This window comes from Pseudomonas sp. NPDC087626 (genome assembly GCF_044743405.1).
Lineage (GTDB): Bacteria > Pseudomonadota > Gammaproteobacteria > Pseudomonadales > Pseudomonadaceae > Aquipseudomonas.
The window spans coordinates 138,384-161,575 of sequence record NZ_JBIUWJ010000011.1 but is presented as its reverse complement, the minus strand read 5'-3'; the positions used below and the strand labels follow the sequence as shown (position 1 = coordinate 161,575).

Genomic DNA, 23,192 nt, shown 5'->3' with positions numbered 1-23,192 from the left:
AGGAGAATGAAAATGTCCACTGCCTATAAACGTCTGGATAAAGATCAAGCGGCTGTGTTGTTGGTCGACCATCAGACCGGTCTGTTGTCGCTGGTCCGCGACATCGACCCGGACAAGTTCAAGAACAATGTGTTGGCGCTGGCCGATCTGGCCAAGTACTTCAAACTGCCGACCATTCTCACCACCAGCTTTGAAACGGGGCCGAACGGCCCGTTGGTGCCGGAGTTGAAAGCGTTGTTCCCCGACGCCCCCTACATTGCGCGTCCAGGCCAGATTAATGCTTGGGACAACGAGGATTTCGTCAAGGCCATCAAAGCCACTGGTAAAAAGCAACTGATCATCGCCGGGGTGGTGACCGAAGTCTGCGTAGCATTTCCAGCACTGTCGGCGATTGAGGCCGGTTTTGAAGTGTTTGTGGTGACCGACGCTTCCGGCACCTTCAATGCCCTGACCCGCGATTCAGCCTTGAACCGCATGTCCTCTGCCGGCGCACAACTGATGACCTGGTTCGGCTTGGCCTGTGAGCTGCACCGCGACTGGCGCAACGATATCGAAGGGCTGGGAACGTTGTTCTCCAACCACATTCCGGACTATCGCAACTTGATCACCAGCTACACCAAGCTGACTTCCGACAAGTAAGTGCGGAGCAAGGCGGTATCAGCGCCGCTGGCTTTTTGTAAGTGTCGGAACAGGCCCTGCTCTATCGGGGCCTGTTCCTGTCGGGAGTTGAGTTCAAAGCCTGGCCACAGGAGAGATAAAAATGAGCAATCAAGAACCCGAATGCCAACTGTCGAACTCATCGGATTGCCCGATGCAAGCCGGTGGCCGGACGATCCAGCGCATTAGCGCACGCTCTGCGCAAGTCGGTGGGGGGATCACCGTCAATCGCCTGATGCCCTCGCGCCAGCGGCGGATGATCGGTGCCTGGTGTTTTCTCGATCATGCGGGTCCGGCAGTGTTCCAGAGCCATGCCGGCCTGCGCGTCGGCCCCCATCCCCATATCGGCCTACAGACCTTCACCTGGATGATCAAAGGTGAAGTCCTGCACCGCGATAGCCTGGGTAACGTACAGGTGATCAGCCCCGGGCAAGTGAATCTGATGACTGCCGGGCGAGGTATCACGCACACCGAGGTTTCGTTGCCCGAAGAGCATCATCTGCATGCTGCGCAGCTATGGATTGCCTTGCCGGATGCCCACAAGGACTGCGCCCCGGCGTTCGATCACTACGCACAACTGCCGGTCTGGGATGAAGGCGCGATGCGCTTCACCTTGTTGGCGGGACATTTCGCCGGTCATACAGCGCCCAGCCGTATCTACTCCCCGTTGGTTGGGCTGGATGTGTGGAGCCAGGGCGCGAGCAGCGTTCGATTGGCCGTGGAGCCCGAATTCGAATACGGCATCCTGCCACTCGAAGGAACGTTCTCGATCAATGGGCAGGCCTTTGCCAGCGATGAGTTGGCCTACCTGGGACGTGGCCTCAACGAGATTGAACTGTCATCGACGGCGGGCGCTCGCGCCTTGTTGTTAGGCGGCGAACCCTTTGAGGAAGAAATACAGCTGTGGTGGAACTTCGTCGGCCACAGCAAACAGGAGATTGCCCAGGCCCTTGAAGCCTGGAACAGTCGCGACCTGGAGCGCTTCGGGGACGTTGAAGGTTTCGACGGTGAGCGCCTCGTGGCCCCGCCATTGCCATGGCAGCGTGGGTAATGCCAGGGAATAGCGCACGTTCATGCAACCACTGATCAACTACTTCAAGGTCGTGTTCAACCCCGGGCTAGGGGTGCTGCTGTTTGCCTTGCGCACAGTCGCCGCCGGCCTGTTGACGCTGTACCTGGCGTTCATTTTCGATCTGGATCAACCGAAATGGTCGGTGATGGCGGTGATCATCGTCAGCCAGCCGCTGGGGGGCATGGCTCTGCAACGAAGCTTTTCGCAGATCATTGGCACCACGGCAGGGGCGGCGGTGGCGGTGCTGATCATGGCGATCTTTCCTCAGGCGCCACTGCCATTCATCATCACCCTGGCTCTGTGGTTGGCAATATGCACGGCCGGGGGCACCTTGCTGCGCTACACCAGTTCACACGCGTTCGTGCTCAGTGGCTTCACTGCGGTAGTGGTGGCGCTCCTGGCAGTGCCCGAGCAGGACAACACGCTGATGTTGGCCATTACCCGGATTACCGAGACCTTGTTGGCGGTGGCCTGCGTCTGCGTGGTCAGTCTGTTGACCGCACGCCCGGAGGCGGTGGCCCGGGGTTACTTCGCCAAGGTCGATCTAGTGCTCAAGCTGATGGCGCAACACGCGGCGGCAGTGATCCGTACCGAAGAAAGCGAGGCCGACTTTCATAAGCGTCAACTGCAACTGCTGGGGGAGATCAGCGCACTGGAGGGCTTGCGTCGGCACTTGTATTTCGATGCCCCGCGCTTGCGCAGCGCCAACGGCCTGGTGCAGTTGCTGGGTAATCAGTTGGTGTTGCTGACCTCGCGCCTGACGGTCCTGCGCCATCAACGCAAACTGATCGCCGAGCGCTGGGAAGGCGAGCTTCCGGAGCATATCCAGCGCTTACGCGAAGACGAATTACTGTTTCTCGACGAGTTGGCCAGTCAGGGACGTTCGCTGTCCAGCGAAGCCCGGCATCAGTTCAAGGTGCTCCAGCAGCGCTTCGATCATCTGGCGGAAAAAGCCGAGCGACTGAGCGAAAACCTGCCGGCCACCTTGCGTTCGCTGGCGTGGGCACTGCGCTGGGAGCAGGCTCGGCTGCTGCAACAACTGGAGGAAATCCTCGAGCTCAGTGACGCGATTCAGAACGGTCGCGAGGCCAGCTGCGTCTACCAGCAGCCCCGCAGCAATCCACTGCACCTGGACTTTCGACTGGCCGCGATGAATGCCGTGCGCGCCTTTACCGCGTTGCTGGTATCCGGGCTGATCTGGATCGAAACCGGGTGGGATGGGGCCCGTGCCGGGATGATTCTGGTGGGTATTCTGTGTTCGTTGATGGCGACCTTTCCACGGCCATTGCTGGCCAGCCAGAACTATGTACGCGGCCTCGGCCTGGCGCTGATTGTCTCGGCGATCTACCAGTTCATGCTTGTGCCCGCGATCGCTGATTTCGAAATGCTCGCGCTGATTCTCGCACCGCTGCTGTATGTGATCGCGGTGGGATTAGCCAGTCCGGCGACTGCCGGAATCGGCATGGGCCTGGGCCTGTCGACCTTTCTGATGGTCGGCCCACAAAACATCGGGGCCTGGCAGAACACCGCCATCCAGTGGTTCGAGTTCAGTGGCGCCTATGTCTGTGCCGGTGTGCTGTCTTTGCTGGTGTATTCGTGGGTGTTTCCCTTCAATCCGGCACAGCGTATCAATCGGCTGTTTCGTGAGACTCGCGAACAGGTGTATCTGCTGCTCAAGACCTCGGCCGCCGATGAGCAGCAGTTTGCCTTTGAAAGCCGCATGGTCGATCGCCTGACAATGATGCTGGGGTTGCTGCCGGCGGCCAATGACCCACGCAGCAATCAACTCTATGAAGTCAGCCTGGCGTGCATGGCTCTCGGAGTGGCCCTCAATCAGCTCAAGCAGCAAGGGCAGGGCAATGCGCTGATGAGCCCGCAGCTCAAGGACCGATTGCAATCAGTGCTGCAGCAGTCCGGGCGCCTCGTTGCGGATCGCCCTGGGGTTGACCTGCAGCGCTTGACCGCAGAGTTGCGCCAACTGGGCGACGAACTGGACCAACTGCATTCCGGTGAATTGGCAGCGGGGCATGAGCACCTGTGGTCAGTCTTCCGCATCCGCGTGGCCCTGCTGATCGTGGCCGCGTTCATCGAACGTTATCGCGAATTTCTTCAACCTGTGGACACAGGAGTCCCGGCCCTTGCCCATTGATTTCGAAATAGGCGGGGTCTACTTGCCGCCCATTGCCCAGGCCTTGCTGTTGGCCTTGCCGATTTTCCTGTTGCTGGACTGGGGGTTGCGCCGGGTCGGGTTGCTCAGGTTTGTCTGGCATGAAGCGCTTTTTGAAGGTGCGCTGTATGCCTGCGTGTGCGCGGTGGTGATTTTGCTGATGGGTGCCTCATGAGAATGAACAAGAAAATCGTCGCCCAACTGGTGACCGTGGTCGTTGTCGGACTGGCCGTGGTGCTCGGTTGGTTTGCCTGGGATCACTACACCCGTTCGCCCTGGACTCGTGATGCGCGGGTTCGCGCCGATGTGGTGACGCTGTCCGCCGATGTCTCGGGGCGCATTGTCAGCCTGCACGTGCAGGATAACCAGCACGTGGAGAAGGGCCAGTTGCTGCTGCAAATCGATCCTGCGCGCTACGCGTTGGCGGTCGAACATGCCAAGCGCTCAGTCGAAGTGGCGAAGGCGACGCAGGGTCAATCCCAGGCAGCGATCATCTCCAGTGAAGCACTGCTCAAGCAGCGCCAGAGCGAGGAACGCAGGAGAAGGACCCTTAAACAGGGTTTTGCAATCTCCGGCGAGGAGTGGGAGAAGGCCAGCACTGAAGTCGCGGTTGCCCGTGCGGACCTGCTGAGCAACCAGGCCAACCTGGGCCTGGCGCAAGCCAATGTGCAATTAGCCATTGCGGCATTGACCCAGGCCGAACTGGACCTGCAACGAACTCGGGTGACGGCACCTGTCAGCGGTTACGTGACAAACCTGCTGACCCGCGAAGGCGATTACGCCAGTGCGGGTAGCGCGCTGCTGGCGCTGGTTGACAGTGACTCGTTTTATCTCAGTGGCTACTTCGAGGAAACCAAGCTGCCGCGAATAGCGGTGGGCGACCGGGTACAAATCCACCTGATGAGTGGCGAGGCGTTCGGCGGAATCGTGCAGAGCATCGCCTTTGCCATTACCGATCGGGAGAACTCTCCGGGCAATCGCCTGCTAGCCAACATCAACCCCAGCTACACCTGGGTGAAACTGGCCCAGCGGGTACCCGTCAGGATCCAGATAGACCCGCAATACGCTCGCAAGGGCAGCCTGCGTGCGGGCACCACGGCCACCGTGACGGTGCTCGAAAGGTAGGCGTCGCGGCTACATCGACAACGCGTTCGCAAAAGGTGCTCATCACTGGGGGCGGGTCAAACGCCGATGGGTACCGCGTGATTGTGGATTATCCGTTCAGGATTTTTTACCAGCAACATAAGAAGGCATGACATGCGCCAACAGGCAGGGTTTATCAAGGCCATCGGCATCGGCTCGTTTTTTGTTTGCCTATCGAGCGAGGCCGATAGCGTCAGCTTGCCGCCCTTGGCATTGGGCAATGCGAGTTTCATGGATGGGGTGGCAGGCCCGGGGATGCTCTTTGAATTGCCCGCGCAAATCTATCGCAGCAACTCGGCGCGTGATGCCCACGGCCATGCTTTACCGGGAACGCAAAAAGTTCGTAGTAGTACCGTGCTTCCGCATTTTGCCTACTTCAGTTCCAACACCTTCCTGGGGGCCAACTACGGAGCCGAGGTGCTGCTGCCGATGGTTCATCTGGACCTGGATATCGATCAAGGCCCCGACGGCAGTCGTACGCGACAGGGCGACATGGTCATCAGTCCTCTGCTGTTGCAGTGGTCGCCGCGCTCGGTTCTTGGCAGGCCTTACTGGCAACGGTTGAACTTTGTTTTTTCGTTGCCTACGGGATCCTACAGCGCTGACTCGGATATCAATACCGGCAGCAATGTCTGGGTGTTTAACCCCCATTATGTGTTCACCTGGGAACTGACTGATCGCCTGGAAGTCAGCGGTCGCTTTCACTATGCGTGGTCGAGTCGCAACCATGATCCGGCGTCCGCGTTAAAGGCCGACAGCATCCAGCCCGGGGAGGCCATTCACAGTAATCTGGCGGTTTCCTATGCCGTGTCCGACAACTGGCGGCTAGGCGTGGCGGGTTATCAGCTCAAGCAAATCAGTGATGACCGGATCGACGGCCATCGCCAGCAAGATTCGCGCGAGCAAGTGCTGGGGATCGGGCCTGGCGTGATGTATCAGCAAGGAAAGCAGACATTGTTTGCCAACCTGTATTTTGAAAGCGGGGCTGAAAATCGCTCGCAGGGAACACAACTGACGTTGCGTTACCTGCACGCATTCTAGTTCTCGATTTCGCGCGGTTTAGCGGGCCGCAGGCAACAATCCCTTGATGAAGATTGAGATGGTCTCCGTGATCAGCTGTTCACGTTCCAATTTCGAAGGGCACTTGCCAAGACCGAGCAAGCAGCGCAATTGCAGGTCGCCTGTCAGGGCGTCGAGGAAAATCTTCGCGCGGATATCGGCGTTGCCTGGCACGATCAGCCCGGTTTCCTGGGCCCAGGTGAAGTACTCGGCCAGGCAGTTGTAAGCAGTCGCCGGAGCTGCGTCAAAGAACGACTGGGCCGCGTCTGGAGCACGCAACGCTTCAGCGACGATCAGCCGGTGCAAAGCGATGGTGCGGGGCGATAGCACCACATCCAGGAAGATCCCCGCAATGCTCGACAGGGCCTCCTGCAAGGGCCGTTGCTTGAGATCCATGTGGGTGAGGGGGCTGACGTTCTCTGCACAGAGCTGCTGGATAATCGCGGCGAACAGCCCCTCTTTGCCGCCAAAGTAGCTATAGATCGTGCGCTTTGATCCGCCGGTTTTTGCAATGAGCCCGTCAACGCTGACCCCGGAGTAACCCTCCGTAAGGAACATGTCCGTCGCTACCTTGAGAATGCTTTGACGCTTCGCTGTTTGCCGGGGGGTTTCCATGTGTCTCGGGTATTCCTGAAAGTACATTACGAAGTTCGCCATAGCGTACGCCGCTCGGTGTATGCGTTCCAGCCGGACAGGCGTACACCGGGCGCAGGCTCGGGCCAGAATATTTTATAAAAAGCCATTCTGCACGCTTGACGAGCATTTCGTTTGGGTGCACCTTTCACCCTAGTGGTACGGTAACGTACCGTACCATTACGTAAGAACATAATAACAACAGAGGTACAGATCATGCGTTTTGTACAATTTTCAGAAGACGGCGCTAAAGGGCTGGCCGTCGACCAAGCGGGCATCCTGCGTGGCCTGAACGAAAATGAAGCAGGCTACCCCGGCTCACTGCACTCCCTGCTCAATGCAGGCGCAGGTGCGCTGAAGGCCGCCCACAATCGCTTGAGCGATGCACGTTTACTTGACCCTTCGCAAATACGCTACCTGCCGCCCCTCGAGCGTCCGGGCAAGATTGTCTGTGTCGGCTTGAATTATGCCGATCACACCAAGGAAAGCCCGTACGAGCAGCCGTCCTATCCAACCTTTTTCCCTCGATTCGCTTCGAGCCTGATCGGTCATGGCGAATCCATTATTCGTCCGCGCGTCTCCGAGCAACTGGATTTCGAGGGTGAGTTGGCGGTCGTTATTGGCATCGGTGGTCGGCATATCTCCAAGGATCGTGCGCTGGAGCATGTTGCCGGTTATGCGATCTTCAACGAAGCCTCGATCCGCGATTACCAGTTCAAATCGCCGCAATGGACGATTGGCAAGAACTTCGACGCCACCGGTGCCTTTGGCCCGACCTTCGTCAGTGCTGACGAACTGCCGCCAGGTGCAAGCGGCCTGAGCCTGGTGACCCGTCTCAATGGTGCGATCGTGCAGCAAGGTAATACTGCCGACATGGTTTTCAGTGTCGTTGACCTGATTTCGATCCTCAGCGAAGCGGTCACTTTGGAGCCCGGTGATGTCATCGTCACTGGCACGCCTGCAGGGATCGGCTGGGCGCGCCGCCCACCCCTGTTCATGAAGCCGGGTGACCTGTGCACTGTAGAGATTGAAGGGCTCGGCACGCTGAGCAATCCAATCGCTGACGAGCAACCACCGGCCTGAATCCAGGCGGGCGTTTTTGCTTTCGAGATAGCGGAACAATTGACCCGGTTTAACCTGTGGTCGATGGCTGACGCACCACCCAAGGCAGTCACATTTCTACCGAGCTGCATGGCCGTTCGCGGACTCGGCTGCCCTGAAATCGATCGGCCTGCTGTTCCTCCCCTTGAAGGGTGTACCCGAGTAAATCCGGCCGGGTAACCCTGAGTTTTGTCGCTGGCCCGCTTCTAGAGGCACCACTCTGCAAGCGGCCAAGGAGGCACTATTGTGTTGCAGATAAAAGACATCAACCACGTCGTCTACCGTCACCCCGATCTAGCAGTGATAGAGCACTTCCTGACCGACTTCGGTCTGGTCGTCATGCACCGTACCGAACAGCGGCTTTACCTGCGTGGGGCCTGTTCACTGCCTTATGTGTACATCGCCGAGAAAGCCGAGCACAGCAGCTTTGGAGCCATTGCTTTTGCTGTCGAGACGCTCGATGACCTGCAACAGGCAATACGACTGCCTGGCGCTTCCTCCATCCAGGCGATTGATGGCCCCGGGGGCGGGCAATCCGTCGTACTGCACGACCCGTCCGGCCGCCGCATCGAACTGGTCCACGGCATTGAACCGGTGGGTGCGTTAACCCTGCGCGCGGCGTTGACCATCAACTCGGCCCAAGACAAACAGCGCTTCGGCGACGTGCAGCGCCCCGGTAAAGGTGCCGCGCAGGTGTTGCGTCTCGGACATGCGGCAATCGGTGTGCAGGACATGGTCGCGCACCTGGACTGGTACACGCAGGTGCTTGGCATGTTGCCCTCCGATCTGGTGGTTGAAGAGCCCAATCGAGATTGCCCGACCGCTGCCTTCCTGCGATTGAATCGTGGGAGTGCATGGACCGACCACCACACCATTGCCCTGTTTCAGGCGGAGAAGGATTTCGTCCATCACGTCTCTTACGAGGTGCAGGACTTCGACGCGCAGTGCCTGGGGCATGCCTGGATGACCCAACAAGGTTGGCGGCCGTTCTGGGGCGTTGGTCGGCATGTGTTGGGCAGCCAGATCTTCGACTACTGGAGTGACCCGTCCGGCAACCTCATCGAGCATTTCACCGACGGCGACCTCTTCAATCAGGACTCACCCTCCGGCTTCACCCAAGCCTGCGACGACAGCCTTTATCAGTGGGGGCCTCCGATGTCGGTGGAGTATTTCCTTGGCGGCAAATGTGCAGCCAAACAGACCGCTCCCCGGTCCGCAACGTTGCGCCAGCGCCGCGGTTGATCAATCGTTAGAGGACAGATGCCATGAACCAAGCAATCACAGGGCAGGGGCTCGACCTGTTGTTTCGTCAGGCCAGAAGCCAGAACGGTTGGCTCGACCAACCGGTGAGTGATGACACCCTCAAAGAACTGTATGACCTGATGCGCTGGGGGCCGACCAGCGCCAATGGGTGCCCGGCACGCATCGTGTTTGTGCGCAGTGCCGAGGCCAAGCAGCGCTTACTGCCGGCATTGAGCGCTGGCAACATGGAAAAGACGTTGAGCGCGCCAGTGACCGCAATCATCGGTTATGACACCTGCTTCCATGAGCAACTGCCCAAGCTGTTTCCCCACAACCCCGGTGTGCGCGATTGGTTCGCCGGGCAGCCTGAACTGATTGAGTCCACGGCCCTGCGCAACAGTTCAATGCAGGGCGGCTACTTCATCCTGGCAGCCCGTGCACTGGGGCTCGACTGCGGTCCAATGTCCGGATTTGACCATCAATGGGTGGACCAGGAGTTCTTCACCGCAGGCGCCGGGCGATCGCATGGATTCGCCGGCATGCAGATCAAATCGAACTTCCTCTGCAACCTCGGTTATGGCGACCCGGGCAAGTTGTTTTCACGCAGCCCCCGTCTCGACTTCGAAGAGGCTTGCTCACTGCTGTAGCTGTTTGCAAAACGATCAAACATGCAATTCCTCCAGCCCGACTGATTGAGCGCTGCGGCTCATCGCGCTCAATCAATCGGTCAGGCAAAACAACAACAAAAAGGAAAACACCTCTATGAAGTCCATTTCGAAATGGCATGTACTTGTCGGCGGTTTCCTGGCTTATCTATTCGATGCCATGGAAATCATCCTGCTTACCATCGCCTTGCCAGTTATCCGCCAGGACCTTGGCTTGACCTTTAACGAGGCCGGTATGCTCGCTTCGGCGACTCTGCTCGGTATCGGATTCAGTAGCATCACCACCGGTTGGTATTCCGACAATTATGGTCGACGCAAAGCGCTGCTCATATCGCTGATGGTTTTCGGTGTACTGACCACGCTGGTAGCAACCACCCACAACTGGGGATTGCTCTTGCTGCTGCGATTCCTTTCCGGGTTGGGATTGGGTGGAGTCTGGGGAATTGTCTCAGCCTATGTGACAGAGACCTGGCCTGCACATCAGCGCGCACGGGCGATCGGTTTTGTGCTGAGTTCCTTTCCGATTGGTGCCGCGATCGCGGCATTGGCGGCGGCAACGCTGCTGCCAGACTGGAAAGTACTGTTCATGCTGGCGGGTATCTCGACGCTTATCCCGGTGGCCTACATCTTTTTCTTTGTTCCCGAATCTCGTGAGTGGCAAGAGCAGAGAGCCAAGAGCATTGCCAGCCCCCAGCTACATAAGAATGTATCGGTCGGCGAAATCTTTGCCCCTGAACTTCTCCGGTTGACCTTGCTGGGCACCCTGGCAGCCAGTTGCGCGGTCATCGGATTCTGGGGCGCGAGCACCTGGTTACCCACCTACCTGGTGCAAGAACGTGGCCTGAACATCGCGATGATGGCCAACTTCATGGCGATCCTGAACATCGGCGCTTTCATCGGCATAAATGCCTTCGGTTTCATCGCAGACTCCATCGGCAAACGTAACGCCACGCTGCTGTCGCTGCTGGGGAGTGCGGTGATGCTGTCGATCTATGCGCTCACGACGAATAACGCCATCTTGTTTTGGCTGGGGCCGATCTATGCCTTCTTCTATGCCTTCGCCAGCCTGTTCGCATCCTACTTCAGTGCCCTTTACCCCACACGAGTGCGCACTATCGGCGCCGGTTTCTGTTTCAACTTCGGCCGGGGGTTGGCGGCGTTTGCCCCATTGCTGTTGAGTGGCATCGCAACCAGCTACAGCTTGGCGCTTGGACTTCTGGTGTGTGCCGGCTTCTTCGCACTGGCAACCTTGACCATGCTGTTCATGCCTCAGGTGGAAATAGCCCAGGCGAGTTCCGCACAGAACGTGTCACTGGAAACTACTCGTCCCTGATCCACAGGGTTCGCGAGCTATTCGATATCCATGCGCAGGGGTAATACATGTCAGAGCAAGACGTAATACAACACTTGGCACAGTTGGAGGCGCGCCGTCGCCAGGCGATGATCGATGGCGATATGGCGTTTCTCGAAAACCTATATACCGACGATCTTACCTATAGCCACTCGGATGGCCAAAGCGACAGCAAGAGCAGTTACCTTCAAGGCATGCGTGCAGGTATCTGGAATTATCGGGGTTTCGAAAGCCGGCAAGAACAGATCCGCAGGGTAGGGGAGTGCGCCGTTGTCACGGGGCTGATCGACATGGACGTGATTATCCGAGGTGAACCCATGTTATTGAACTCGCGTTACATCAGTGTCTGGAGAGAGGCCGAAACCGGCTGGCAAATGATGGCCTGGCAGTCCACCCGGTATTCGAAAGTCTGAGGGCGATGGTCTGCGCGCGATATTGAATCACCCGCGTGGCGTTTTTTTCAGCAACTAACAGCACAGCGGACAACTTTATCCCGACCGTTACGGTTAATCGGGCACGGCGTACTTATGCCTGGAACTTGTAGCGGTTGGAGATCTTCGTCGTCTTGCATGTCCCTACCGAACTGCTGACTTATTGGAATCTTGAATATGTACGTACAACAATTACAAAAAACGTATTTCAGGGCACTTCTGGCTGCGGGCGCAATGAGCCTGGCCTCGAATCACGCACATGCCAAAGACTGGAGCGATACCTTTATCGGCTTTCGCTATGGCACCGACTTCACTGAGCCGAGTGTCCAGGGCAAAGTCCAGAAGGAGATTTACCAACTGGGCCATGCCAGCGGCAATGAGACAGGCTCCAACTTCTTCAACCTCGACGTCCTCAAGTCCGACAGCAACGACCCTAAAAAAGACAGCGATTCAGGTGCCACTGAAGCCTACCTGGTCTATCGCCATCAACTGTTCCTGAGCAAGGTCTTTGACCGATCGCTGGCCTTCGGCCCGGTGAAAGAAGTAGCGCTGAGCAGCGGGGTAGAACTCAACTACAAAAACACCGAGTTCGCTACCCGTAAGCGCATGTTGGTCGTTGGGCCGACGCTCAAGTTCGACGTGCCAGGTTACCTGGATATCAGTCTGCTTTACGCCATGGAGTGGAATCATTGCGGATTAAATGCGTGCCAGACCGAAAATATACAGTTCGATCCGTACTATGTGCTTCATATGGTTTGGGGATTTCCTTTCCAGATGGGAAGTGTACCGCTCAAATTCCAGGGGTTTGCCAGCTACAAGACAGCAAAAGGCAAAGACTACTTCAAGGAGGATACGGCTGAAGAAAGTCTGGTTCGTGCGTCGCTGTTGGTCGATGTCGGGCAAATGACTTTTGGCACGAAAAACAAACTGTTGATCGGCCCGGGTTACGAGTATTGGAAGCACAAGTATGGCGCGATCAACAAGCCCGGGACTGACACCTACGCACCGACAATGCACCTTGAGTGGCATTTCTAAACTGGATCGCCTGATTTGTACGGCTTGAAAACGTAAGCCACGGCAGCCCTGGCAAATACCCGCCCCCTTGTTGCTCCCTTGGTTTGGGGGGCGGTTTTAGGCGCCCTAGTGGCTAATACCGGTCAGTTAAGCCCTTTTGTAGGAGCGGGTGCCCGCTTGCGGCCTGCTCGCGAAGAACTCAACGGCGCCGCGTTTATACTGAATACACGCGTTATCGTTGACGTTTTTCGCGAGCAAGCTCGCTCCTACAATTGACAGCGTCGTTTAACTGATCGGCATTAGCCCTAGTGGCGCCTTTTTTTGCAGTCAATTTGCCGCTTTCACCGGGCGAATCTTGAACCAGATTGAGTACATCGCTGGCAGGAACACCAGGGTCATGACGGTCCCCACGAGGGTGCCGCCAATCAAGGTGTAAGCCAGCGTGCCCCAGAACACTGAGTGCGTGAGCGGGATGAATGCCAGGATCGCCGCCACTGCTGTGAGCAATACCGGGCGAGCGCGCTGTACAGTCGCTTCGACCACCGCATTGAACGGCTCAAGCCCGTCCTTGACGTTGTGATCGATTTGCCCGATCAGGATCAACGTGTTGCGCATCAGGATCCCGGAAAGTGCGATCAGCCCGACAAGGGCGTTGATCCCGAATGGCTGGTTGAACAGCAGCAGGGTTGGCACTACTCCAATCAATCCCAGCGGTGCGGTGAAAAACACCATCACCATCGCCGACATCGAACGTACCTGAAGGATGATGATCAGCAAGGTGATTGCGATCATGATCGGAAACAGTGGTGCCAATGCCACAGTGGCCTTAGCCGACTCTTCAATAGATCCGGCCTGCTCGATGCGATAGCCATCTGGAAGGCTGGCGATGATCGGCAGCAGTTCTTTCATTATCTTGTTGGAAACATCCGGTGGTTGCAGATCCTCGGCAATGTCACCGCGTACGGTGATGGTCGGTGCCCGGTCTCGACGGCGCAGAATCGGGTCCTCCATACGTACCCTGACCTCACCTATCTGTGAAAGGGGAATGCGCTGGCCGGCGGCGCCCACCAGTGTGAAACCCTCGATCTTCGCAGGATCCAACCGAATATCACCCGCTGCTCGCCCCACCACCTGCACTGAACGAATGTCTTCGCGCACAGAAGTGATCGGGATACCTGAGAGCAGGAACTGTAATTGCTGGGCAACTGCGCTCGACGTCAGCCCGAACGCCTGCAATCGATCCTGATCCACAGAGAAATGCAGCGTGGGCGTTCGTGGCCCCCAATCGCTGTTGACGGTGCGCATCAGCGGACTCGCCTGCATGACGGTTTCAATTCGCCCAGCGATCTCTCGCAACGTGTCGGCATTCGGCCCCGTCACCCGATACGCAACCGGAAACGGTGAGTAAGGACCGAACACAAGTTGCGTAACTCGAACCCGAGCCTCAGGTGCGAGCCCTTGAGCAACAGCCTCACGAATCCGTAGCTTGAGAGACTCGCGTGCCTCCTGGCTTTGCGTCAGTACAACGATCTTGGCGAACGATGGGTCCGGTAGCTCTGGTGCCATTGCCAGATAAAAACGCGGCGAACCCTGGCCGATATAAGACGTGACGATCTTTGCTGCATCCTGCTGTTGCAGCCATGCCTCGATTTTAGCTGTCGTGGCGCTGGTCACCGCAATGGCGGTGCCGTAGGGCATTTGCACTTCGATCAGTACTTCGGGACGATCCGATGTCGGGAAAAATTGTTTCTTAACCAATCCCATCCCGAGAATCGCCACCACAAACGCAGCGATCACCGCACCTGCCACCCACCATTTGCGGGCAATCACCTGAGCCAGCAGTCCTCGAAAACGGTTGTAGTGGGTGGTGTCATAAATAGCGGCATGTCCCCCTGCAACGGGCTTGATTGCAGGCAACAGCTTCACCCCCAGATAAGGCGTGAAGACCACTGCAACTACCCAGGAGGCAATCAACGCGATGCCGACAATCCAGAACATGTTGCTGGTGTACTCGCCAGCAGTCGACTGCGCAAAACCGTTGGGCATGAAGCCGACAGCGGTCACTAATGTACCGGCAAGCATTGGCGCTGCGGTGTGGCTCCAGGCGTAAGCGGATGCCTTGAAGCGGTCGTAACCTTCTTCCATCTTCACCACCATCATTTCGATGGCAATGATCGCGTCATCCACTAACAGACCCAGCGCGAGGATTAATGACCCCAGGGTAATTCGGTCAAAGTTCTTGCCTGTGGCCGCCATCACCACGAAGACAATCGCCAGTGTCAGCGGCACGGCCGCGGCGACGACCACACCCACTCGCCAGCCCATGCTGAGGAAGCAGACCAGCATCACCACCAGCAGCGCGACGAAGAATTTGATCATGAACTCATCAACGGCCGAACTGATGTTCACCGATTGGTCAGTGACCTTCGCAAGCGTCATTCCCAACGGCATGCCTTGATTGATTTTGGCCGTTTCGGCATCCAGCGCTTTACCCAGGTCCAGGCCGTTCCAGCCGTCGCGCATCACGACGCCCAACAACAGGGCCGGTTCACCCTGGTTGCGCACCAGAAAAGTCGCGGGGTCTTCGTACCCACGCTCGACTGTCGCGACGTCTGATAGCTTCAGGATTTTGCCCCGCGCCACAATGGGCGTGTTGCGGATTTTCCCCAGCGTGTCGAGGGCCCCATCCAGACGGAGAAACACCTGGGCCCCGCTGGTTTCAATCGAACCGGCAGGGGTCAAAACGTTCTGGTTATTGAGTGCTGAAAAAATCTCCTGCACAGAGATACCCAGGGTGGCCAACCGCTCATGGGAGAACGATACGAAGATCCGCTCGGCTTGTTCACCGATGATATTGATCTTTTTCACACCCGGGACATGAAGCAAACGCTGGCGCAGCGATTCAGCATCGCGCACGAGTAAGCGTTGAGGTTCACCTTTAGCCTTTAGCGCAAAAAGGGCGAAGGTCACGTCCGAGAATTCATCATTGACCAGCGGGCCGATGACGCCCGCAGGTAAGCTTTTCGATGCATCATTGAGTTTTTTACGCGCTTGATAAAACTCCTCCTGCACTTGCGAAGGTGGGGTTTTATCCAAGAGTGAGACCATGGTGAAAGCCAGGCCTGGCCGGGTGTAGGTCTCGCTACGGTCATACCATTTCAATTCCTGCAGGCGCTTCTCAAGTGGTTCAGCGACCTGGTCCTGCATCTCTTGCGCGGTCGCACCTGGCCATACGGAAATCACGGTCATCTGTTTGACGGTGAATGGCGGGTCTTCTGCCCGGCCCAGTTTGAAGAATGCAAGCGTTCCCGCCACGGCGATCAAAAAAATCAGGAACAGCGTAATGGACCGTTCGCGAACGGCCAGTGCAGAAAGGTTGAAACGGCCCCCGCTCATGGTCGTTCCCCTTTGATAACGTGATCCGGTTGCTGGACCAGCACCTCCTCACCCTCGTGGAGCAGATGCGCTCCCAAGGCAACGATCTGTTGACCGGGCTTGAGGTCGCCACTGACCGCCGCCGACTCGTCGCTCAACCCCAGCAGTTGCACCGCGCGCCATGAGACGATTGCTGGCGTGCCCGTTACGATCCATACGCCCGGCCCCTTACCGGCGTCGTAGATGGCGGCCATTGGAACCGCAAGCGCAAGCTGGGCAGGCGTGTCGTCAGCGATGCGCAGCGTGACGGTAGATCCCAGCGGCGGGTTGGCGTTTGCGTCATCGAGCACATAACGCGCTTCGAACGTACGCGTGAGCGGATCAGCTGCGTCGGACAGCAACCTCAGCTTCGCAGGGATTGTCGTCGTACCATTGCCGTACAATTTGGCCTGAGCCTGGGCGCCAACAGCGGGGCGCAACGTTTCGGGCAAATGGACGATAGCCTCGCGTGGCCCGGCCTTCGCTAAACTGACAACGGGTTGACCGGCACTGACGACCTGCCCAGGCTCGGCCAACGTGTCAATCACTACACCGTCGGCATCGGCGAGTAAAAGGGCGTACCCAGTGGCGTTGCGAGCGACATTGGCCTGGGCTTGCGCCGCGTTGAGGTCTGCCTTTGCGGTGTCAGCCATGGATTTGATCCGGTCGTACGCCGAGGCAGAGATTGCACCGGCGGCGACCAGATCGCGATTTCGCGCTTCGTCATCGGCTGTTTGTTTGGCCCGGGCAGCCGCGGCCGCAACGGCTTGCACCTGGGCTTGAGCCTGGAGACCAAGGTCAATGGGATCCAGGCGCATCAGGGGCTGGCCCCGTTTGACTGCCTGCCCGGTATCAACCAAGCGCTCCAGCACCTTCCCCGACACGCGAAAGCCCAAATCGCTTTGCACACGAGCGACCACCACACCGGTAAACGAGCGCGATGCGCCATCAGCGCTCGCGACAGTAGCGGCTCTTACCAAGGGCGGTTGAGTTCGCGGATCACGCGCGCTCGACGATTCGCCGCAGGCAGTCAAAACGAAAGGCAATAAGCAAACGGCAATGGTTGCAGATCTGGACCGAAGCATGGGATCCCTGACTCATATCAAGTGAACAGGGAACCGATTCTCTATTTAGTGACCAATATAGTCAATAGTCACAACCTCAAGGCGCCAGGCTACGCAGTATCAGGGCCGACAGGTGCACCGGGGCCGTCGTGACGATGTCCAGGTTGTACTGCAACTGCACTGGGCTGATGTAGGGGCGCATGACCAGATGAATCGCCTGGACAGCCTCATCCAGGGGAGTCTTGCGCTCGAACTCGCCCAACTGCCGCCCTTCGAGAACAATCTCCTGGACCAGCAGGCGCAGGCGCTCGTCGTGTGCCTTGGCAGAGGGCCACTGGTCGCGACCCGCGACAGCTGCGATGTCATAGAGCTTGCGGTCGTGAAAAAACAGGTCGCTGCCTGCCTCGACGAGCGCGCGGAACAAGCGCCGCAGCTTCTCGGAGGCCGTTGGCGCATCCGCGATCGCCGCCTCCACGATGGCCATGATCATTGCGAGTCTGTTGGCGCAAATCACCTCACCGATAGCCTGTTTGGAGTCAAAGAATTTGTAGATATAGGCTTTGGAGAAGCCAATGGCCTTGGCCAGATCGGAGACCGTGGTCTTCTCGTATCCGTAGTGTCCGAAGTGCTGGGTGGCCGCTTCCACGACCTGGTCACGCACGCTGTGGTCCGATGGACCGCGTGCCGGGGTCGTCTTCGATTGATTAGTCATATTTGCAGCTTAGCTCCACGAGCCCTGATTGACAACGAGTGACCATATTGTAATATCGTCACAACTTAAATCTGCTCAGGGGAAGTTCAATGCGCCCGCTCTCTACGTACGCACTGGTCATAAGTACCGGCCTACTGGCGAGTTGCGCCGTAGGTCCGGATTATCAGCGTCCAGATGCTCCAATCAATGATCGTTTTCTGACGCAACCGGGTAAAGAACCGAATATTACCGTGCGCTCAGCAAGCAATGTCGCTTGGTGGGAAGGTTTCGCTGATCCCTTGCTCAGCGACTTTGTCTCACAGGCCCTAATCAAGAATCTCAACCTGGCCCAGGCCAATGCGCAACTCACCCAGGCACGGGCAGCTCTGGGCATTGCAACGGCGGCACTTCTACCCACGGGCAACACCAGCGCCCAAGCGGCACGTGCCTATCAATCAGTTGAAACGCCACTCGGCCAAGTCCTTGACTCGACGCCCGGCTATGATCGCTACGGCAACGCCTACGAAGCTGACCTCAGCGCAAGCTGGGAATTGGATGTGTTCGGCGGTCTGCGCCGCGGCAGACAGGCTGCATTGGCTGAGTACGAGGCCTCTGAAGCAAGTGTCGTTGCAGCAAGGCTTGCAGTCGCCGCTCTGACGGCTGATACCTACATCACCATCCGGGGCCTGCAAACCCGATTGGCCATTGCCCAGCAACAGGTCAAAACGCAGGAGGATCTGCTGGACAAGGTTCAGCTGCTTTACGGCAAGGGGCTGGCTGCGCAATACCAGCTGCGTCAGACCGAGGGCGAGCTTGCGCAGGCCCAGGCGAGCGTACCGGTCTTGCGCACGGGACTTGATGCGGCCATGAATGCGCTGGACATAATGCTGGGCGTCCCCCCCGGCACCCATCGTCAAACCTTGGCGACAGTCAAAGGTATTCCGCAACCTGCGCAGCTGACGTCGACCGGTACACCTGCGGATCTGCTGCGCCGCAGGCCTGACCTCATCGTGGCTGAGCGTCGCCTCGCCGCCTCAAGCGCGCGCATTGGAATGGCGATGAGCGAGTATTACCCGAAGCTCTCCCTTAGTGCGTTGCTGGGCAGTGCGACAGCCGTTTCAAGCGCTAATCTGTTCAGCAGCGGAGCGAGCCAATCGGCAGCCGTACTAGGGCTGCGATGGAGGCTTTTCGATTTCGGCCGAGTAAACGCTCAGATCGAGCAGGCCAAGGGCAGCGAAGCGCAAGCCCTGGCCGCTTACCGCCAGTCAGTCCTGCAAGCCACTGCAGATGTTGAGAACGCCTTCTCCTCCTTGGCCAATCGCCAAGCCCAGGCTGCCACGCTGGGCAGAGGTGAAACCGCTCTTGCCTTTGCGAGACAATCCTCGTTCATGGGATATCAAAAAGGCGCGATCAGCTTGATTGAGGTGCTACGTGCCGATGAAAAGCTCCTGCAGACATCCGACGCCCGGGCCCAGGCACAAACGGAATCGGCGCGCTCGGCGGTTGCTGCATTCAAAGCACTCGGTGGCGGATGGTAATCCCAAGAGGGGACAGATCTATTTAACTGAAATAAGCAGAAACGGCAGAGGTTCATTTCCCACAAAGTAACAGTCTAGCCCTAGCCGATTGCTGGGGATTGCTCATTCACTGAATGAAATCGGCCTCGATGCAGAGGCTGCGGCATGGGTCGGGGAGCAGGCGCTCGCCGGTATCTCCTCTTCGGACAGTAATGCCTGTGTCCTCAGTGCGGCCGAATATTGCCAGATTTTTTGCAGCGCCGTGCAGGGTGTCCTGCCTTCGCGAACCGCCTGGCACTGACTGGACACTGGGCATGACCCGATATTTCTGCGAAAGAACACGGTTGACGCTGTCATTAAGCGGCGGCCGTAGATAAAGCCGCCGCTCATTGCCTGCTTAACTAGTTTCCGGCGGGCATCGGCAAGTGAATGCCTTCTTTTTGCAGTTCCTCTCGAACCGACTGGAACTTTTGATATTTCGACAGCTCGATCGGTCCGTCGTAAGTCATGCTTTGCATCTTGCGAGGCGGGTATTGCACGTAGGTCTTCATCAAGTTGCTGATGGCGATGCTGATAGGAACCATCGACCAAGTGCGTTCGGTAAAGTTGTTCATGAAGATGTCATAGCGCTCCTGCGGGTCCTGCAGCAAGTCGAAGACCTGCGGTACGGTTGCCACGTACTTGCTGGCGCCTTTCCAGCCCTGATTGGAGTCGACCGCCAGGCCACCGGTCTGGGCGCCGTCATCGCCGCGCAGGTTGAAAACGGCCTTGAAGTTGCCGACACGGGCGGCACCGGGCGACAGTTCGTTTTCCGTGAAATAGAACCACTCTTTGCGGGGTGAGGGGCCGGTCCCCAGTAATACCGGGGTCATGTCGTAGCTGTCGAACATGATCGGCTGACCTTCGCGGTCTTTCTCCGGCAGTTTAATGCCGGCCACCGACGCGAATGTCGCCATCAGATCCAGGCCTCCGATGATGTCGTGGTTTTTCATCGCAGGTTTGATTTTTTCCGGCCATACCATGATTGCCGGTACTCGGTTGCCACCTTCGCGTACCGTGCCTTTGGTGCCGCGGAAGGGCGTATAGCCGGCATCCGGATAAACGTCCTGCCAAGCGCCGTTGTCGGTGGTGTAAACCACCAGGGTGTTCTTATCCATGCCCAGCGCTTTGAGCTTGTCCATGATGCGGCCAATGCGGGTGTCGAGTTCCACCACCGAGTCGGCGTACTTGGATTTGGAAATCGACTTATGTACGAATTCCGGTGCCGGCAAATTCGGCTGATGCACTTTCATGAAGTTGACGTTGATGAAAAACGGCTTGTCGGACTTGGCGGCGGTATCGAGAAACTCCATGGCGGCTTTCTCGACATATCCGTCAAAGTAGGGAATCCCGACCACACCGGGTTTTCCATCGATAACCGGCGTATCGACATACTCGCCGTTGATCTTGAATTCCTCGACCGGTTTTTCACCTGCCTTGCCGGACAACGCGCCCTTGGTGACATTGGCGAACATGGCGCGGGTCTCGGGGTCCATGTCCGGGAACCATTCTGGATCGGCATAGGTGTAGGCGTTGAGGTGATAAAGGCCGACGTACTTCATGACGTCGTAGCCCTGGGCATTGGGCATGGCGTAATCGGCTTCGCCCAGGTGCCACTTGCCGGTGAAGTAAGTGTCGTAGCCACCGGTCTTGAGAACGGAGGCAAGGGTCCATTCGGCTGCCGGCAAACCGCCACCCTGGCCCTGAAATGCCACAGTGGTCATGCCGCTGCGGTTGGGAATGCGCCCGGTCTGCATGGCTGCCCGGCCGGGAGTGCAGCTGGGTTGGGCATAGAACGAAAAGAAAGTGGTGCCTTGCGCCGCCAGTTCGTCGATGCTCGGTGTCGGCATGCCGCGACCTACACCGCCGCCATAAGGGCCGAGGTCACCGTAGCCGGTATCGTCGGAGACTATGAACAGGATATTGGGTTTTTCGGTCTGGGCTGCATGGGCAACGTTGAGGGCGATGAGCAATGAGCACGCAAGGTAGAACTTGGTACGATGTGAGAGCCGTTTCATAAGCGGTACCCTATCGAAGGTTGACCCTTTCAGTTGTTACGCACACATCAAGTACGCAACGATCAGGATCTCGGTGAGTAAATCCCCCTACGCCGTGCCAAAAGGCAGTTCAAGGGGGCCAACCGACCCATCGAAAGAACTCCCGTTTAATTCAAAGCACCCAAAGAGCCTAGTAGGTTAATGGCATCTTGCGCGAAATCGGATTCACTGTTGAGGTCGTTCACCTTTACCGCCTCAATACCAAGCAGCCTCGAAGAGCATGGTTTGTGTTTTCTTGACTAGTATCTATTCGACTTGAGCGTGCGCGGTCGCACCAACTGTTACGCCCTGGAGTCGGGTGCGTGCGCTACGTTATTCGCACAATGGATAGTTGTGAGGTTAATCATGCCAACCAGAAGTAGTGTCATGCCCGCCTGCACACTCCTGGCACTGTGCTGCCAGCAAGCCTGGGCCGGCGGCATTCTGCTCTACGAAGTTGGCACCGATAATGCCGGCCTGGCCAACGCCGGTGCCGCTGCGCGCGCCCAGGGCCCATCGACCATCGCCAGTAACCCCGCGGGCATGAGTTGCCTGTCAGGCACACAAATTACCGCAGGCTTGCAAGTGCTGTATGGCGACCTGAGCTTCGATCGCGACGCCGGTAGCAATGTCGCAGGAACCGGCAGCGGTAACGCTCTCGACCCGATTCCCGGTGGCAGTTTCTTTATCAGCCATGAACTCGACGACCACTGGAGCGTCGGCTTCGGCCAGTACGGTGACTTCGGCCTGGCGGTCAACTACGACAATGACTGGTACGGTCGCTACTTCGCGCAGAACTCCAGTCTGCTGGGTCTGTCCCTGGTACCCAGCGTTGCGTACCGATTTAATGAGCAATGGTCGGTGGGTGTTGGCGTCAAGGCCATGTACGGCATGATGCAGGCGCAAACCGCCATCGACCGCGCTCCCTTCGGCTTCACCGATCGTGCTGACGGCCAGTACAAATACAAGGACGGGGCCTGGGGTTATGGCGCCAATGTCGGGGTAATCTACGCCCCGCAATCCGGCACGCGTATTGGCCTGACCTACACCAGTAAAGTCGATCTGGACTTCGAAGACCGGCTGGATGTGAAAGGCGACGGGCGTCTGCTGGAGCGCATCAACGACACTCCCACCAAACTCGACACCAGCGTGCCGCAGACCGTGACCCTCAGCCTGTTCCAGCAATTGGACCGGCAATGGGCTTTGCTGGCCTCGGCTAATTGGCAGGATTGGTCGCAGTTCGGTGAGATCGGTGTACAGGTCGACACCACGGCGTTGGGCGCACAGTCGAAATCAGTCGATGCCGGGTTCAAGGACACTTGGCACCTGTCCCTGGGCGCGCAGTACCAGGCTACCGAGCAATGGCTGTGGAATGTTGGTATGGCCTACGACAGCAGCGCCGTCTCCGACAGCAAACGCAGCGTGATTGTACCCATGGGCGAATCCTGGCGCATCGCCACAGGCGCAACCTATGCGCTTAATCAAGACACCGACATCAACGTCAGTTGGGCCATGGTCTGGCTAGGCGATATGCCTGTGGACCAGACCAAGTCGATCTCGGGTCATCAAGTCTCCGGGGAGTACGGCGACGCCTGGATTCAAGCCCTCAGCGGCAACATGACCTGGCGATTCTGAGGTGTGAGCGTTTTCGCAAGTGGACGGAACCGATTGCGCTAACCATTACACCACCGACCCAAACCTAATGGAGTTTGGGTCGTCGTGACTCCTTTGCCGCCGATCTGCGAATTCCAACTAAAGGTCTATAGTTGTAATCGCCCTGCAATAACTACCTGGCTAGAAAGTACGCCTCCCACCGCCGCCAATGCGGTGTTCGCCAACGTGCTCGGGCACCCCTCAATCAGCAAATAGCCCGTCGGTGAGCTACGCTGCGATACG

The 23,192-nt window shown here is 57.8% G+C and carries 19 protein-coding genes; 14 read left to right on the top strand and 5 right to left on the bottom strand.

Going from position 1 to position 23,192, the window contains the following annotated elements:
• Positions 1-12: 12 nt before the first annotated feature.
• From ycaC to ACIOVD_RS11985, 6 genes are all read left to right on the top strand, one after another.
• Positions 13-639 carry an isochorismate family cysteine hydrolase YcaC gene (gene ycaC, locus ACIOVD_RS12010; protein WP_095168580.1) on the top strand — a complete coding sequence of 209 codons (627 nt, stop codon included), beginning with the start codon at positions 13-15 and terminating at the stop codon, positions 637-639.
• Between the two features lie 121 nt (positions 640-760).
• Complete coding sequence (locus tag ACIOVD_RS12005) at positions 761-1,708, top strand: pirin family protein (RefSeq protein WP_159996369.1); 948 nt, start codon at positions 761-763, stop codon at positions 1,706-1,708.
• 22 nt (positions 1,709-1,730) lie between these two features.
• Positions 1,731-3,878, top strand: coding sequence for an FUSC family protein (locus tag ACIOVD_RS12000; RefSeq protein WP_159996367.1), 2,148 nt, complete (start codon positions 1,731-1,733; stop codon positions 3,876-3,878).
• On the top strand, positions 3,868-4,071 hold the full coding sequence (locus ACIOVD_RS11995; protein WP_095168586.1) for a DUF1656 domain-containing protein: 204 nt from the start codon (positions 3,868-3,870) through the stop codon (positions 4,069-4,071). The genes ACIOVD_RS12000 and ACIOVD_RS11995 overlap by 11 nt, the downstream gene beginning before the upstream one ends.
• Positions 4,068-5,021, top strand: coding sequence for an HlyD family secretion protein (locus ACIOVD_RS11990; RefSeq protein ID WP_401127873.1), 954 nt, complete (start codon positions 4,068-4,070; stop codon positions 5,019-5,021). Before ACIOVD_RS11995 ends, ACIOVD_RS11990 begins: the two co-directional genes overlap by 4 nt.
• A gap of 132 nt (positions 5,022-5,153) precedes the next feature.
• Complete coding sequence (locus tag ACIOVD_RS11985; RefSeq protein ID WP_401127871.1) at positions 5,154-6,080, top strand: transporter; 927 nt, start codon at positions 5,154-5,156, stop codon at positions 6,078-6,080.
• An 18-nt stretch (positions 6,081-6,098) separates the two neighbouring features.
• On the opposite strand, the gene ACIOVD_RS11980 is transcribed toward ACIOVD_RS11985, so the two are convergent.
• Positions 6,099-6,713: a TetR/AcrR family transcriptional regulator gene (locus ACIOVD_RS11980; protein WP_095168760.1), complete on the bottom strand. Its 615-nt coding sequence runs from the start codon at positions 6,711-6,713 to the stop codon at positions 6,099-6,101.
• Positions 6,714-6,947: 234 nt separating this feature from the next.
• Between ACIOVD_RS11980 and ACIOVD_RS11975 the strand changes: the two genes are divergently transcribed.
• The 6 genes from ACIOVD_RS11975 to ACIOVD_RS11950 all read left to right on the top strand — a co-directional run bounded on the left by ACIOVD_RS11975 (position 6,948) and on the right by ACIOVD_RS11950 (position 12,556).
• Complete coding sequence (locus ACIOVD_RS11975; RefSeq protein ID WP_401127870.1) at positions 6,948-7,814, top strand: fumarylacetoacetate hydrolase family protein; 867 nt, start codon at positions 6,948-6,950, stop codon at positions 7,812-7,814.
• Positions 7,815-8,078: 264 nt separating this feature from the next.
• The gene (locus ACIOVD_RS11970) at positions 8,079-9,074 is read left to right on the top strand and encodes a VOC family protein (RefSeq protein WP_401127868.1); all 996 of its coding nucleotides are present in this window, start codon (positions 8,079-8,081) and stop codon (positions 9,072-9,074) included.
• 23 nt (positions 9,075-9,097) lie between these two features.
• Positions 9,098-9,721, top strand: coding sequence for a malonic semialdehyde reductase (locus tag ACIOVD_RS11965; protein ID WP_159996355.1), 624 nt, complete (start codon positions 9,098-9,100; stop codon positions 9,719-9,721).
• A gap of 115 nt (positions 9,722-9,836) precedes the next feature.
• A complete protein-coding gene (locus tag ACIOVD_RS11960) occupies positions 9,837-11,072 on the top strand; it encodes an MFS transporter (RefSeq protein ID WP_401127866.1) in 1,236 nt (411 codons plus the stop codon).
• A 47-nt stretch (positions 11,073-11,119) separates the two neighbouring features.
• Positions 11,120-11,503, top strand: coding sequence for a nuclear transport factor 2 family protein (locus ACIOVD_RS11955; protein ID WP_159996353.1), 384 nt, complete (start codon positions 11,120-11,122; stop codon positions 11,501-11,503).
• Between the two features lie 195 nt (positions 11,504-11,698).
• Positions 11,699-12,556, top strand: coding sequence for a hypothetical protein (locus tag ACIOVD_RS11950; RefSeq protein WP_095168599.1), 858 nt, complete (start codon positions 11,699-11,701; stop codon positions 12,554-12,556).
• A gap of 306 nt (positions 12,557-12,862) precedes the next feature.
• On the opposite strand, the gene ACIOVD_RS11945 is transcribed toward ACIOVD_RS11950, so the two are convergent.
• From ACIOVD_RS11945 to ACIOVD_RS11935, 3 genes are all read right to left on the bottom strand, one after another.
• Positions 12,863-15,931 (bottom strand): efflux RND transporter permease subunit, encoded by a 3,069-nt coding sequence (locus ACIOVD_RS11945; RefSeq protein WP_401127863.1) that lies wholly within the window; start codon positions 15,929-15,931, stop codon positions 12,863-12,865.
• The gene (locus ACIOVD_RS11940) at positions 15,928-17,034 is read right to left on the bottom strand and encodes an efflux RND transporter periplasmic adaptor subunit (RefSeq protein ID WP_401127861.1); all 1,107 of its coding nucleotides are present in this window, start codon (positions 17,032-17,034) and stop codon (positions 15,928-15,930) included. Before ACIOVD_RS11940 ends, ACIOVD_RS11945 begins: the two co-directional genes overlap by 4 nt.
• 76 nt (positions 17,035-17,110) lie before the next feature.
• On the bottom strand, positions 17,111-17,725 hold the full coding sequence (locus ACIOVD_RS11935; protein WP_095168605.1) for a TetR/AcrR family transcriptional regulator: 615 nt from the start codon (positions 17,723-17,725) through the stop codon (positions 17,111-17,113).
• A gap of 89 nt (positions 17,726-17,814) precedes the next feature.
• Here ACIOVD_RS11935 and ACIOVD_RS11930 point away from each other — a divergent pair, with 89 nt between their 5' ends.
• Positions 17,815-19,242: an efflux transporter outer membrane subunit gene (locus ACIOVD_RS11930; RefSeq protein ID WP_401127859.1), complete on the top strand. Its 1,428-nt coding sequence runs from the start codon at positions 17,815-17,817 to the stop codon at positions 19,240-19,242.
• 380 nt (positions 19,243-19,622) lie between these two features.
• Here the strand turns inward: ACIOVD_RS11930 and ACIOVD_RS11925 are convergent, their stop codons facing one another.
• Positions 19,623-21,278, bottom strand: a complete 1,656-nt coding sequence (locus tag ACIOVD_RS11925; RefSeq protein WP_095168613.1) for an arylsulfatase — start codon at positions 21,276-21,278, stop codon at positions 19,623-19,625.
• 405 nt (positions 21,279-21,683) lie between these two features.
• Between ACIOVD_RS11925 and ACIOVD_RS11920 the strand changes: the two genes are divergently transcribed.
• Positions 21,684-22,931, top strand: a complete 1,248-nt coding sequence (locus tag ACIOVD_RS11920) for an OmpP1/FadL family transporter (RefSeq protein WP_401127857.1) — start codon at positions 21,684-21,686, stop codon at positions 22,929-22,931.
• The last annotated feature ends 261 nt before the right edge of the window (positions 22,932-23,192 follow it).

Coding starts and splice junctions, on each gene's coding strand:
- ycaC (WP_095168580.1), top strand. CDS start 13: ATGTCCACTGCCTATAAACGTCTGGATAAAGATCAAGCGGCTGTGTTG.
- ACIOVD_RS12005 (WP_159996369.1), top strand. CDS start 761: ATGAGCAATCAAGAACCCGAATGCCAACTGTCGAACTCATCGGATTGC.
- ACIOVD_RS12000 (WP_159996367.1), top strand. CDS start 1,731: ATGCAACCACTGATCAACTACTTCAAGGTCGTGTTCAACCCCGGGCTA.
- ACIOVD_RS11990 (WP_401127873.1), top strand. CDS start 4,068: ATGAGAATGAACAAGAAAATCGTCGCCCAACTGGTGACCGTGGTCGTT.
- ACIOVD_RS11985 (WP_401127871.1), top strand. CDS start 5,154: ATGCGCCAACAGGCAGGGTTTATCAAGGCCATCGGCATCGGCTCGTTT.
- ACIOVD_RS11980 (WP_095168760.1), bottom strand. CDS start 6,713: ATGGAAACCCCCCGGCAAACAGCGAAGCGTCAAAGCATTCTCAAGGTA.
- ACIOVD_RS11975 (WP_401127870.1), top strand. CDS start 6,948: ATGCGTTTTGTACAATTTTCAGAAGACGGCGCTAAAGGGCTGGCCGTC.
- ACIOVD_RS11965 (WP_159996355.1), top strand. CDS start 9,098: ATGAACCAAGCAATCACAGGGCAGGGGCTCGACCTGTTGTTTCGTCAG.
- ACIOVD_RS11960 (WP_401127866.1), top strand. CDS start 9,837: ATGAAGTCCATTTCGAAATGGCATGTACTTGTCGGCGGTTTCCTGGCT.
- ACIOVD_RS11955 (WP_159996353.1), top strand. CDS start 11,120: ATGTCAGAGCAAGACGTAATACAACACTTGGCACAGTTGGAGGCGCGC.
- ACIOVD_RS11950 (WP_095168599.1), top strand. CDS start 11,699: ATGTACGTACAACAATTACAAAAAACGTATTTCAGGGCACTTCTGGCT.
- ACIOVD_RS11945 (WP_401127863.1), bottom strand. CDS start 15,931: ATGAGCGGGGGCCGTTTCAACCTTTCTGCACTGGCCGTTCGCGAACGG.
- ACIOVD_RS11940 (WP_401127861.1), bottom strand. CDS start 17,034: ATGCTTCGGTCCAGATCTGCAACCATTGCCGTTTGCTTATTGCCTTTC.
- ACIOVD_RS11935 (WP_095168605.1), bottom strand. CDS start 17,725: ATGACTAATCAATCGAAGACGACCCCGGCACGCGGTCCATCGGACCAC.
- ACIOVD_RS11930 (WP_401127859.1), top strand. CDS start 17,815: ATGCGCCCGCTCTCTACGTACGCACTGGTCATAAGTACCGGCCTACTG.
- ACIOVD_RS11925 (WP_095168613.1), bottom strand. CDS start 21,278: ATGAAACGGCTCTCACATCGTACCAAGTTCTACCTTGCGTGCTCATTG.
- ACIOVD_RS11920 (WP_401127857.1), top strand. CDS start 21,684: ATGCCCGCCTGCACACTCCTGGCACTGTGCTGCCAGCAAGCCTGGGCC.